Raw genomic sequence first — 13,492 nt, forward strand, 5'->3', positions numbered from 1 at the left:
ACGAAGCCGGCAGCCATTGAACTGCTGACTTCGCACGTATCACGCTTACTCTTCTGTCTCGCTCTCCTCTTCCTCACTCACATCGTTCAACTCAAAATCTTCAACTGCACCAAATTCTTTCGCCATCGTCTTATTTGTAAACGACTCGACACGTAAAATGTTTTCTTCGGTGTCGCTCACTTCTGCTTCTAGCTCGTCATTTAGCTGAATAAACACCGCATCACTGTGTTTCGCGATATCAAATTCAAGCACGGTACTCTCTCCTTCAATGAGCACACGGACATATTTTTCATTCGCGCCGATACTCGTACGATAAACCTTCCCCGAGACCGTCTTTGTTTCAAGTACATCTGTAGGCAAATAGTCATCGACGCCTAAATCATTGGCAAGCATTTGCCCGTAGTTTAAGAATACTTCTTTACGTGACGGCGCTGAAGAAATATTGCCCGTTTCCGCATGCACCATCGCTATTTCCCGCAACAGCCCATTTTTATCGACAACAGGAACGACCCACGTGTAATGACCGTACACCGAATACAGGACTGGCTGCGTGCCGGACCATTGCTCTTTTTGGAAAGACTTATCAACGACTTCCCGCGCACCGCGTCCGTTTAACATGCCAGACATGCCCGTGTAATACGTCGCTTCACCTGTACGGGCATTCACCATCGTAAAACCGACCATCGTGTTCGACTCTTGATTTGGCCGCATATGGTCAATCATCCAGTACATCTCTTGTTCAGGACCGAGCACACCAAGCATATCGTCTTTGCTTGTCGGCTCATGCACCCCTTCCTTGGCGAACCATGCATTAAACAGTCCATTACTATACATCCCGTACCAATACGCGTAATCAAGCGCTAACGTTGGCGCAATCGCGCGATCAACAAAATCAGGTTGCTCGCCAAGTGCATATTGTTCCATCTCCCCAGTCTCTGCATCGACCAAAATGACTCCTTCTGCTTTTGGGACAGCGCGATAGTGTTCATAGCGTGCATACGAATACGCATAGTACGGACGCCCCTCGTCATCTGGTTCAAATGAATATCCAATTAAAACGACATCGCCATATGCCTGACGTACGTGGCGCTCTAAGTTTTCATGGAAAAATGCACTTGGTACATATTTCATCTCATACCCATCGACAAGACGCGCTTCTGCATTCGGGTCTTCGGCGCTTACCATAATATAACCCGGCGCATGATCGGCGCGAAACCAACGCCATACATTCGCATACTCAATCGGCGAAACCCAATATAATTCGTCGTCAATTTTTTGGATATTTGACTCGCCGAGTTCATAGAAAGAATAGTTTTCGATATTACCAAAAGCAATCTCCGACTTGTAGCGGGCAGACTTATGAGGCACTACCCGCACCGCTTCCTCTGCGACGGACGCGATTTTTTCATCGCTACGCTCAATCTGTCCAACCGTTGCCAACTCTTTTGTGACCATGAGCGGATAAATCAATTTCAGCCCTAACAAAACAAGCAACAATAATGCCCCTGTCGCCATTTGAACTTTGGCAAGTTTAAACGTGTATCGTACTCTTTTTCCCGTACCAATAGTTTGAACTGATTCCAACAATCCCGTTACAATGAGATTGATTGCCACAACAACACCAAACGTGCTCAGTAATCCGGTGAACGATAAATCAATTAAACCAAAATAAATAACGACGATGCCGATGACAAAACCAATGACGTAACGTCCAGATTGTAGAAGAAGCCACGGTTTTGGTCTCCGCCTTAACCCTCGCACCCACGACTGTGGGTTTAAACTTAAACACGATAGCGCCATGAGCGCAATCCAAGCAAATAACATATGATCACTCTTTCTTTATTATTCTTTAACAATCTCCACAACTCTTTCTTCTTTTCTACGCAATATGAATGCAAAAAGTTTCATAATGATCGTCACAAAGGAATTCCCCCCTCTCCGTATACACCTCGCCAATTATTCATATGTTTCTTTTAAGAACATCTGTTGAAAAAGAGGTGAAATCGCCATGCCCCTTACCCCATTTACCGATGAATGCCCTACTCTCCCGTGTATACAGCCGATTAGAAAAAGTAAACACGGCACCTACTATGATATGCCGATGATTGAGTGTAAACATACCTTTCACCGTAACTTACCACCAGCAACTGTGTGGGGCTATCACGGCATGTACTTAGGACCGACGATTGAAGTTGAACGTGGTGAGCCAGTGTATGTGAAGTGGGCCAATCATTTACCAAAAAAACACTTCCTCCCGGTTGACTTCACCGTTCATGGTGCACACAAAGATGTACCAGAAGTACGAACGGTCACCCACCTGCACGGCGCGCGCGTGAAGCCACATAGCGATGGGTATCCAGACGCATGGTTTACAAGTGGTTTTATGGAAGTTGGTCCATTGTTCGAACGAAAAGTATATCACTACGAAAACGACATGCCCGCTTGTACGCTCTGGTATCATGATCATGCGATTGGCATTACGCGGTTAAATGTATATGCAGGGCTTGCTGGATTTTATCTCATTCACGATCAGTTGGAACACAAACTCCCGCTCCCATCAGGACCTTTTGATATCCCACTTGTCATTCAAGATAAATCTTTTAACACGGATGGTTCCCTCTATTACCCACATCAACGAGAAAAGCCCGTTCCAGAGCTGACAACATCGATTGTTGGAGAGTTTTTCGGTGATACGAATGTTGTTAACGGGAAAGTGTGGCCTTACATGCAGGTGGAACCACGAAAATATCGCTTCCGCCTTTTAAACGCTGCCAACTCCCGCTTTTATACACTCTCGCTCGATTTAGGGCAACCATTTTATCTCATTGCCACCGACGGCGCATTGACACCAGCACCCGTCTGCCTACAGAAAATCACTTTATCTCCAGCCGAACGCGTAGAGGTCATCATCGATTTCACCGGCATGGAACAAGCACACATCATCTTAAAAAACGAGGCTCCGGCCCCTTATCCAGGTGGTCCAACACCGGATCCCAATACCACCGGCATCGTCATGGCCTTTCATGTCACACAACCACTTTCCGCTCCAGACACGAGCATGATCCCACAGAAATTACGGCCAATCAAACCATTGAATCCAACAACAGCTGCCAAAGAACGCTACTTGACACTTGATCATTTGACTGATGAATATGGACGGCCAATTATGTTACTCAACAAATCGCACTGGGATGATGCGATCACTGAAACTCCACAACTTGGTACAACGGAAATATGGTCATTTATTAATCTCACAGATAACAGTCATGCGATGCATGTACATTTAATTGACTTTCTCATTCTCGATCGCCGTCCATTCGACATCACTGCCTATGAAAAAGACGGCACACTCCACTATACAGGTCCTCCCCGACCACCAGAACGAGAAGAATGCGGCTGGAAAGACACTGTACGCACCGACCCCGGGGAAGTAACGCGTGTCATCATGCATTTTATCCCGTATATTGGTCTTTACGTCTGGCATTGTCATATGCTAGAACACGAAGACTATGAAATGATGCGTCCATTTGTCGTGATAAAGTAAGCAGAACAAAGAACATACGATCCCCTTGATTCGCGTTTTATATAAAGCGTATAATAAAGAAACTAGGTGTATACAAAAAGACCACTGGTGTGTGCAGCACCAACGGTCTACGATAGCAGGACTGTTACAAAGAGGACAGCCTAAAGAACAAGCGTAACCCATTGACAAAGCCGCCACAGCTTACAAATGGGTTACTCTTTGTTTTGTGCCAAAGTAACAACAGACACAATCAAACTAGCAAACGAGATCAGAACGACAAGTGTTTGAAAGACGGTCATACCGCAATACCACCCCCTCTCTAACGAAAGTGCTATCACTCAATGAACGTCCTGTACCCTATCGTATTTTTTATTATAGCACAACATACGTTCTGATAACATATTTTTGATAAATCTTGCATATGTTTGGTTTTTTCTTTTGAATCTCGTAAACAAACACTCTTTCCATCTCCTGCTAGCTTTAGTTAATTAAATGACCGCACCGCGTTTGTCCAGCCATGCCAGTAAAGACGGTCTATCATTATTGGCGGGTGATTCAAACCACTGTGAGCAAAGCCAATATTTCTTGTTTCTTATAACGAGCGGCTTTTTTGTGTAATACCGTGACAAGTCACATTCCTCTTCCACTGGAACAAGGAGCGGGAAGTTGATACCAAACGTACTCTTTGAATAATCCTTAGTCAGCATGAGCGATACTTCTTCATCATCGGCTTTTCCGCTTTCCAATGCTTCGCGTAGAAATATCTGCGCGATTTTACCTACTTTAAATTCAGAGAGGGTGTCGTTTGAAACAACACTGGCATCTGTTGGTTTAGTATCTCTTTGCCATGTCGATCTCTCGTCCCCAAACATACTTACAAGCTGGTAGCTGCGCACAAATAGCTCCGATGTATCAGAAATGTTATTACTGGCAATCAATACCGGCTTTAGCATGAGTTCGTTAAATTCATCATTGGCAATGACCCGTGCTGTGAGACCATAACCATTTTCGAGGAAAAGGTTGTTCAAGTCTATCATACACGGCTCTAAATCTTTCATTACAGCGTTATGGATTTTAGGAGAAGCAAAGATGACTTCGCCGGTTGTAGCCCTAAAATAACTGATCATGCACATGGCAGAGCGAATTAATTTTTTTATCACCTTTATAATTGTTTCTTGGCGACCGCCATCATAATGCAAACCGTCTTTATGAAAAGCAACATCGACTGTGTGTACTTCCATGCCATTTTCCGTTATGCAGATACCAACCGCATCCATCTCAGCTTGCTTGAGAAACTGAGCGAACGAGTTGTTCTTGTTCTTATTCTTGTTCTTGTATAAGCTGTAACAATATTCATTTTGGAAGTGTTCACTCGCCATTTCCATCAACTGCTTTAAATTATCTTCATCCTGCAACTTCCAAGTGGAAGAAGACTTCCAATTCATTTGAACCACTTGGCATTCTTTAACATGACGAAGCCATGAGTAAACCAATGACTCGCCCATTTCAATTTTCATCTATTCATTCACCTACCTTATAACAGTGTACTTGTGGTCAAGTTTATAAAGGAAAAACGACAATTACTCCAACCCAAAACCACGGTCTGCAAGTACTTACATATTACGAGTGAGTGTTCCCAGTTGCAGGCAAAGAAAGACGGCTATCACACCGCCTTTCTCACCGCCCACTCATGGTGCGCGTGATACAAATATCCCTCTAAATAATCCAAGTCAATCCACGTCACAGTATGGTCGACTTCAGTCGGTTCCTGCACCTTATCTAGCAACTTTACTGCGTAAAAAGAAGCTTCACTTAACAAAGGCTCATTTTGCGGTGATAGAAAATACTGCTGTGCTTTTCCAATAAAAGTACCTGCTTCAACTTCATAACCTGTTTCTTCAAGCATTTCCCTTTTTAAGCAGTCTTGTAGTGACTCTCCCGCTTCAATGCCGCCCCCGGGTAAAAAGTGGCCACGCTCTGTTTGCACGGTCATACATTTCTTTGTCTCTGCATCAATTACAACAGCATAGACACCTTGCCTTTTTCGGTAATTTAGGTCTGGACGCTGTTCTCCGAATACCTTCATCTACTGTACTCGGACGCTGCCAACATTCTCTTATATATCCTGTATGTTTTTACAGTCAAGAAAGCATAAAGCATCCCTACAAAAATAATGATATACGGCGGCAACATCCTGCTAAGAGCAAACGGGAGCTCAAACAGGAACGCACGTAAAAACGCAGCACCTTCTTTTTCCCATAAGCCAGGCGTATAGAAAAATGATTTTGGATTGGAGACATCCGGCACCATCCCTGTTAATAATAAGATCACAATCCAACTAAGAAATACGGTAGCGCAAACACGCCATTGATTCATTAACTTTTTATAACCTCTCACAATCCGCTCGTTATTTAAAAAAATGGCTTCAGAAGCTGCAGGATCGTCTTTTTCAAAATAATGGATGTCACTTTTGCCACAAACACGCTTCCATCCTTCCTCTTGAAAAGGTTGAAGGTATGTAGACAATGCTTGTTCATCACGACATTTTTTATAGTCAATTTTTATTGTTTTCGAATCTATGGTTTCAACTTTTTTAAAATAATAGGTAAACCAACCTCTATCCACAAATTGATATCCTGCTTCACGCATCTTATTTAACCATGCTTCTTCTTTTTCTATATCCATGAAATAACGCGTCTTTCCTATCAAGTTCATTTCTCCTCTCGTTTATCTATACTCTTGTGTAGGTTAAGTAAACCAATCCACCACGCTCATACACCTTTTCAGACTTCAAATTAGTTTGAGCAGTACCATTTGTAAAAAGGGGCATGCCTTCTCCTAACAATACTGGGATCAACGTTATTTGGTACTCATCAATTAATCCGGCTTCATTTAAAGGATTGACTAAAGAACTTCCACCAATTAGCCAAATATCCTTCCCTACTTCAGACTTCAAACCTTCCACAAAACGCACCACGTCTTCTTTGACGAAGCGTACATTCTCTCGTGGCTCTGCAGTCCGACTGGTCATGACATAGTTCGTCTTGTCGGCATAAAAATAATCAGCACCCAGCTCAGGCATTAATTCGTCGACCACCTGATCATACGTTTTACGCCCCATCAGTACCGTATCAATGCGATGATAAAGATTGACATAAGAGTCGTCAGCGCTTACAGCTTCTTGATCGCCATATTGCGTAAGCCAATCAATCTCCCCTTCTTTATCCGCAATAAATCCATCTACACTTGTCGCAATATACAAAATGACCTTACGAGACATTTGACGTCACCCCCATTACACGCTATATGCACAAATTATAACACAGCTATCCTGTTTATTGTGGGGGAACGCATACCATGTAAATGCAATTTCACTTCAGGTTGTAAGAGGGATACCAGAATGTCAGTTTACGTCATGGTCCCTTCATTTGACACCTTGTTCACCCCACATGTATAATGAACCTTAACAAAGCATAGAATGAAGAAGACCGCGAGTGCTCGTAACACCCACGGTCTGCAATAGCAAGGTTCCCAACAAAAGGGACAGCCTGTCAGGGAGTAAACCCGTGTCTAAGCTGGCACGCTCAGCGGGTTTACTCTTTTTTACTAAGAGTAACGATTGACACGACTAACAACATTAACGAGACTAATACACCACAAGACATGGCTACTAGCATCAGCGTTTGAAAGACGGTCATCCAATCACCCCCTCTCAAGGGAGTGCTGCCCACATTTGCGTCACCTATGCTATTACGAGTTAATTGTAACACGTTTAATGAACCGGTAAAAATATTTTGAACGTACATAACACATATTAATGTTATGTTTAGTCTGAGACCTACCCATCCTTTTTTATTGCGTCAAGCATTCTGCTTGGCGTTTTTGCGTTGTGGATTCTGGCAGACTTTTAGAATATAAAAAAGACCCCGTATGTGGTGGAACGAGGTCAAAGAACTTATCACAAAAACGTTTCTGCTAAAAATCTTGCTAAAAATAACGGGAAATTGATGATGAGAGCGATTGTTATTGCTCCCATGATGAGGCTTTTAACTGTTTTACCGATCCGAGTATCTCATCCAAGATACCTTTGCATAACACCACAATAAAAAAAGTGATCGATAAACTTAACAAAAACTCTACAACAATCATCTTTATCCCCCTAGTTTACAGCCTGACTCAATTCCAATGTTTATATTTAGCCTCCTAAATTCCCCGTCTACATAAGCGTCAACTTCGCCACACACTCCACATGCGTCGTCTGCGGGAACATATCAACAGGTTGCACGACATCTACCTTGTACCCACCTTCTTCTGACAACAATTTTATATCCCGCGCAAGCGTGCCCGGATTACACGATACATAGACGATCCGCTTCGGTTTCATCGCCACCATTGCTTGCAACAACGCCTCATCACACCCTTTTCGTGGTGGATCGACCACGATGACGTCTGGACGAATGCCTTGTGCATACCACCACGGCATCACTTTCTCTGCTTCGCCGACAACAAAGTCGACGTTCTCAATATGATTCATTTTCGCATTATACTTCGCATCGGTGATCGCTTCAGGAACGATTTCCACGCCGTACACATGCTTGGCTTGTTTCGCTAAGCATAGCGTCAATGTGCCAATTCCGCAATACGCATCAATGACTGTCTCTGTCCCAGTTAATTCGGCATACGCGAGCGCCTGCCGGTAAAGTCGCTCTGTTTGCGCGTGATTCACTTGGTAAAAGGAGCGCGCTGAAATGGCAAAGCGAATGCCAAGTAGCTCATCATACACGTGACTTTCTCCCCACAAAATGTGCGTCTCTTCTCCAAAAATCACATTCGTGCGGGCAGCATTCATATTATGTACAATCGAAACAACTTCAGGAACATGCTCGCGGATTTCACGGATGAGCGCCGCTTGATGAGGGAGCTTTTTATCTTTTGTTACGAGGACAACCATGACTTGTCCGGTAACCTTCCCAACACGGGTCACAATATGTCGTAAACAACCACTGTGCTTGTCCTCATTGTATGGTGTGATCCCGTACTGTTTGGCGAGCCTTTTTACCACTTGCACCGCGTGGTCATTTGCTTCTTCTTGGATCGGGCACGTATCCATATCAACAATGGTATGACTTCTCTTCGCATAAAAACCAGCAACAAACTTTCCATGTTGACTGGCAACAGGAACTTGTGCTTTATTGCGATAGTTCCACGGTTCATCCATCCCAATTGTCGTCTCCACGGGTACATCTGGCTGGTTTGCAATACGTGCAAGTACATCTTTGACTTGTTTTTGTTTGTAAGAACGCTGTGCATGTTGAGCCAGATGCTGAATTTGGCAACCCCCACAGCGGTCAAAAATCGGGCATGGCGGCTTTACACGCGCTGAACTTTCCACATTTATCTCCAGTAAACGTGCAAATCCATAGCCTTTGTTTGCCTTCACCACTTTAATATCCACTGACTCCCCTGGTAGTGCGTTTGGAACAAAGAGCGCATAACCATCCACTTTTGCAACCCCTGCACCATCATGGGTCAAATCTTCAATTGTCACCGTCAATGTTTCATTCTTCTGGACCGGGGGCTTGGCTTTTTTCATCATTCATCCCGCCTCATCTTCGAGTCATACAAAAACACTGGCTTTTTCACACCAGTGTCTATTTATTTCCGCGTTCTTACTCTAGGCATCAACATTTGAAAATGATGATGCAAATTTGTAAATTTAGCAGGCAACACACCACCGCGTTCACCATCTAAGTTGAGTTGCATTTCGGCACCTTGCAACACTTCAACCGTCACTTGCTTTGCCTGTATATGTAACAATTTAGGGTGCGAAAGATGATCCCCGCGCATCGCGAGTGATGCTACATGCAAAAATTCTGGAAATGTCGTTTTCTGCACAATGAGCAGGTCAAACAAACCATCTTGCAAAGATGCTCCTGGACATAGCTTTTCAAACCCACCAATAGAATTTGTATTTGCAATGAGCAATGTCATAATCTCACCTTCAAATACATGGTTATCATACGTAATACGCACAGACGTTGGCTTAATTTGCGGGAGCTTCTCAATCCCTTTCAAGTAATAAGCAAGTTGCCCGACCATCGTCTTCATTTTACTTGGTACTTCATAGGTCAGCTCAGTTAATGAACCTGCTGCGGCAATGTTAATAAAAAATTTATCATTAATCGCGCCAATATCAATGGGTTCATAATACCCTTCACATAGCACATCGCATGCTTTTTCAATGTCCTTAGCAATTGTCAATGCGCGTGCAAAGTCATTTGTCGTACCGGCGGGAATAATCCCGAGCATCGGGCGTTCGGGTAACGTTGCTAGTCCATTCACGACCTCAAAAATCGTCCCATCTCCACCTGCCGCAATGACAACGTCAAATCCACGTTCTCCAGCTAGACGTGCTGCTTCCTTGGCACAGCCTTCTTTTGGTGTGGTTGCGTGCGCAGAAGCTTCATATCCTGCTCGTTCAAGTCGTTCTAAAATATAGGCAAGGTTTTTGCGTAGCTGCTCACGCCCCGCAGTTGGGTTATAGATGACTCTTGCTCGTTTCATTGTTCATCCCTACTTTATTAAAGGTGCAGGAGGTTGAAACATCTTTTCCTCTGTTTCAACCGTTGCCCGCTCCTTTAAAACATTTTTATCGCTTCGCTATTTCTTCAAGCAACAACTTATTGACCATTGGTGGGTTGGCTTTCCCTTTCGTTGCTTTCATCGTTTGACCGACAAGGTATTTCAGGGCGCGGTCTTTCCCACCACGGTAATCAATGATCGATTGCTCATTCTCATCTAAAATCTTTCCAATAATTTGTCGTAACTCGCCTTCATCAGAGATTTGCACAAGGCCTTTCTCTTTGACGATTTGTTCAGGATGGCCGCCATGTTCGAGGAGTTCTTTCATGACTTCCTTGGCAATTTTTGATGAGATTGTTCCTGCAGAAATGAGCTTAATCATCCTTGACAGCCCCACTGGTGTTAACGCAGTGTCATCAAGCTCAATTTGCTTAGCGTTCATATAAGCAAGAATATCACTCATAAGCCAATTCGCTACAAGCTTCGCATCTGCACCATTGGCAACTGATCCCTCAAAGAAGTCCGACATCTCTTTTGTTAGTGTTAGTACGTGCGCATCGTACTGAGATAGTCCTAGTTCTGAGATATAACGTGCCTTTCTTTCATCCGGAAGTTCTGGGATCTCGGCGCGGACACGCTCTTTCCATGCATCGTCGATGTGAAGTGGTACCAAATCTGGCTCTGGAAAATAACGATAGTCATCCGATCCTTCTTTGACACGCATTAAAATGGTTTGTTGCTTCGCTTCATCATAACGCCGTGTTTCTTGATGAATGACACCGCCTGCCCGAAGCACTTCCGCTTGGCGTCTCTCCTCATATTCTAACCCTTTACGTACAAAGTTAAAAGAGTTCAAGTTCTTTAGTTCTGTTTTTGTCCCAAACGCTTCTTGTCCAACTGGACGGAGAGACAAGTTTGCGTCGCAACGAAGTGAACCTTCTTCCATTTTACAATCAGATACACTTGTATATTGGATAATCGCCTTTAGCTTCTCTAAATAGGCATACGCCTCAGCAGGAGTACGAATATCTGGTTCTGACACAATTTCGATAAGTGGTGTTCCTTGGCGATTGTAATCAACGAGCGAATAACCGTCGGCGCCGTGTGTCATCTTCCCCGCATCCTCTTCTAAATGCACCCGGGTCACGCCAATACGTTTTTTAACACCTTCAACTTCAATTTCAATCCACCCATGTTCACCAATCGGTTTGTCAAATTGAGAAATTTGATATGCCTTTGGATTATCTGGATAGAAGTAGTTTTTACGGTCAAATTTTGTGTCCGTCGCAATTTGGCAATTGAGTGCCATTGCTGCTTTCATCGCATAGTCAACCGCTTTTTTGTTTAATACTGGTAATACCCCTGGATAGCCTAAATCAATTACACTTGTATTCGTGTTCGGTGCAGCCCCAAAATGGTTTGGGCTTGCCGAAAATATTTTTGATTCTGTTTTTAACTCCACATGCACTTCTAAGCCGATCACAGTTTCAAACTTCATGCCGATTCCCTCCTTACCGTTTCATCTGTTTTATAGCGCCGGCTTTTCTTTCGTAAACCCTGTCGCTTGTTCATACGCATCAGCGACGCGATAAATCGTTTCTTCGTCAAAATGTTTCCCGATGATTTGTAATCCAAGTGGTAACCCCGCTTGAAAACCACATGGTACAGAAATCGCCGGTACACCCGCTAAGTTCACCGGAATCGTCAGTAAGTCATTGGCATACATCGTAAGAGGATCATCTATTTTCTCGCCAATACGGAATGCCGGCGTCGGCGTTGTTGGGCCAATGATAACATCAAAACGAGAGAAAACTTCATCGAAATCTTGCTTAATAAGTGCTCTCACTTGTTGGGCCTTTTTATAATAGGCATCGTAAAAACCGGTACTAAGTGCAAATGTCCCGAGCATTAAGCGCCGCTTCACTTCTTCGCCGAAACCTTCTGCCCGTGTTTTCAAATACATGTCAAGTAAATCCTCCGCATTTTCAGTGCGGTAACCGTAGCGTACACCATCGAAACGAGCCAAGTTTGAAGACGCCTCTGAAGAAGCAATTAAATAATACGTCGCTAATGCATACTTTGAGTGCGGAAGTGATACTTCTTCTACAATCGCTCCAAGTCCTTCTAATACATGTAGAGCATCGCGTACCGACTGCTTGACGGCATCGTCGACGCCTTCACCCATATATTCTGCTGGTACCGCAATTCGTAAGCCGCGAACGTCTCCAGTTAATGCTTCACTAAAAGCCGGAACTGGCACATTCGCCGAGGTAGCGTCAGCTGTACAATGACCGGAAATCACCTCTAGTACATGGGCATTATCAGCAACGGTTCTCGTTAATGGGCCAATTTGGTCTAGTGATGATGCAAATGCGATCAACCCAAACCGTGATACCCGTCCATATGTAGGCTTTAAACCAACAACCCCACAATACGATGCAGGTTGGCGAATTGACCCCCCTGTATCAGATCCTAAACTACATAGCACTTCTCCAGCCGCAACCGCTGCCGCTGAACCACCACTTGAACCACCTGGAACATACGCTGTGTTCCACGGGTTTTTCGTCACGCCAAATGCCGACGTTTCATTGGACGAACCCATCGCAAATTCATCCATATTTAACTTTCCAATCGTGATCGCTTGCGCATCGTCAAGTTTATGCATCACCGTCGCATCATAAATCGGCTCAAAACCATCAAGAATTTTACTTGCACATGTTGTTTTTAAATCTTTCGTTACAATATTATCTTTAATACCAATCGGCAAACCGAAAAGCATGCTTTTATCAGTGGCAATCGCATCATCCAACTGTTTTGCCGCTGCACGCGCGCGCGCTTCGTCCAGTATTAAAAACGCTGACACTTTATCATCAACTTCTGCAATACGCCGGTAAGACGTATCGACTAAGTCTGTAACGGAAATCTCTTTCGCAGTTAATTTTTGTTGCAATTCTCTCAATGAATGATCAAATAATGACATGCTAAACCCCCCTCTCTCCTGTTTATGAAAATACAGAAGGCACCCGAATTTGTCCCGCCTCATGGTCAGGTGCATTCTTTAATACGTCTTCAACCGGTAATCCTTTTTCAGGTGTATCCTCGCGTAGCACATTACGTGATTCAAACGCATGTGTCATTGGTTTTACACCGTCCGTGTTGACTTCATTTAATTGTTCTGCAAATGTAATGATTTTCTCAAGCTGCCCTTGGAAACGTGTAACTTCCTCTTCGCTCATGGCTAAACGAGCCAAGTGTGCCACATGCTTCACTTGTTCTTTAGAAATTGTTGACAATCGTCCCACTCCTTACTTCAAAACTGTTGACAATATGACTCATGATACCAATGCAGGTGCAAAAAGGCAACAAAATGCCGCAAATAATTACTTC

Annotated in this window: 13 protein-coding genes; 1 reads left to right on the forward strand and 12 read right to left on the reverse strand. The window is 43.9% G+C overall.

Annotated features, from left to right (window positions below):
* Positions 1-45: 45 nt before the first annotated feature.
* Entirely contained in the window at positions 46-1,824 is a 1,779-nt protein-coding gene (locus BLT29_RS10795) for a hypothetical protein (RefSeq protein ID WP_090776338.1), read from the reverse strand.
* 184 nt (positions 1,825-2,008) lie between these two features.
* Between BLT29_RS10795 and BLT29_RS10800 the strand changes: the two genes are divergently transcribed.
* Positions 2,009-3,544, forward strand: coding sequence for a multicopper oxidase family protein (locus BLT29_RS10800; RefSeq protein ID WP_090776339.1), 1,536 nt, complete (start codon positions 2,009-2,011; stop codon positions 3,542-3,544).
* A 191-nt stretch (positions 3,545-3,735) separates the two neighbouring features.
* Here the strand turns inward: BLT29_RS10800 and BLT29_RS13715 are convergent, their stop codons facing one another.
* The 11 genes from BLT29_RS13715 to gatC form a co-directional block, all read right to left on the reverse strand.
* Positions 3,736-3,861 carry a putative holin-like toxin gene (locus tag BLT29_RS13715; protein WP_245701235.1) on the reverse strand — a complete coding sequence of 42 codons (126 nt, stop codon included), beginning with the start codon at positions 3,859-3,861 and terminating at the stop codon, positions 3,736-3,738.
* A gap of 150 nt (positions 3,862-4,011) precedes the next feature.
* The gene (locus tag BLT29_RS13405; RefSeq protein ID WP_090776340.1) at positions 4,012-5,040 is read right to left on the reverse strand and encodes a hypothetical protein; all 1,029 of its coding nucleotides are present in this window, start codon (positions 5,038-5,040) and stop codon (positions 4,012-4,014) included.
* A 146-nt stretch (positions 5,041-5,186) separates the two neighbouring features.
* Complete coding sequence (locus BLT29_RS10810; RefSeq protein ID WP_090776341.1) at positions 5,187-5,609, reverse strand: NUDIX hydrolase; 423 nt, start codon at positions 5,607-5,609, stop codon at positions 5,187-5,189.
* The gene (locus BLT29_RS10815) at positions 5,606-6,232 is read right to left on the reverse strand and encodes a DUF2812 domain-containing protein (RefSeq protein WP_176763897.1); all 627 of its coding nucleotides are present in this window, start codon (positions 6,230-6,232) and stop codon (positions 5,606-5,608) included. The genes BLT29_RS10810 and BLT29_RS10815 overlap by 4 nt, the downstream gene beginning before the upstream one ends.
* Positions 6,233-6,254: 22 nt before the next feature.
* Positions 6,255-6,803, reverse strand: a complete 549-nt coding sequence (locus BLT29_RS10820; protein WP_090776343.1) for a dihydrofolate reductase family protein — start codon at positions 6,801-6,803, stop codon at positions 6,255-6,257.
* Positions 6,804-7,546: 743 nt separating this feature from the next.
* The gene (locus BLT29_RS13920) at positions 7,547-7,672 is read right to left on the reverse strand and encodes a hypothetical protein (RefSeq protein WP_281241417.1); all 126 of its coding nucleotides are present in this window, start codon (positions 7,670-7,672) and stop codon (positions 7,547-7,549) included.
* Positions 7,673-7,739: 67 nt separating this feature from the next.
* The gene (rlmD, locus tag BLT29_RS10825) at positions 7,740-9,116 is read right to left on the reverse strand and encodes a 23S rRNA (uracil(1939)-C(5))-methyltransferase RlmD (RefSeq protein ID WP_090776344.1); all 1,377 of its coding nucleotides are present in this window, start codon (positions 9,114-9,116) and stop codon (positions 7,740-7,742) included.
* A gap of 62 nt (positions 9,117-9,178) precedes the next feature.
* The gene (locus BLT29_RS10830) at positions 9,179-10,087 is read right to left on the reverse strand and encodes a diacylglycerol kinase (RefSeq protein ID WP_090776345.1); all 909 of its coding nucleotides are present in this window, start codon (positions 10,085-10,087) and stop codon (positions 9,179-9,181) included.
* 85 nt (positions 10,088-10,172) lie between these two features.
* On the reverse strand, positions 10,173-11,603 hold the full coding sequence (gene gatB / locus BLT29_RS10835; RefSeq protein WP_090776346.1) for an Asp-tRNA(Asn)/Glu-tRNA(Gln) amidotransferase subunit GatB: 1,431 nt from the start codon (positions 11,601-11,603) through the stop codon (positions 10,173-10,175).
* A gap of 30 nt (positions 11,604-11,633) precedes the next feature.
* Positions 11,634-13,085, reverse strand: coding sequence for an Asp-tRNA(Asn)/Glu-tRNA(Gln) amidotransferase subunit GatA (gene gatA / locus BLT29_RS10840; RefSeq protein ID WP_090776347.1), 1,452 nt, complete (start codon positions 13,083-13,085; stop codon positions 11,634-11,636).
* Between the two features lie 22 nt (positions 13,086-13,107).
* Positions 13,108-13,398, reverse strand: coding sequence for an Asp-tRNA(Asn)/Glu-tRNA(Gln) amidotransferase subunit GatC (gatC, locus tag BLT29_RS10845; protein WP_090776348.1), 291 nt, complete (start codon positions 13,396-13,398; stop codon positions 13,108-13,110).
* Positions 13,399-13,492 lie beyond the last annotated feature (94 nt).

Source organism: Shouchella lonarensis, from assembly GCF_900096965.1.
Taxonomy (GTDB): Bacteria; Bacillota; Bacilli; order Bacillales; family Bacillaceae_D; genus Shouchella; species Shouchella lonarensis.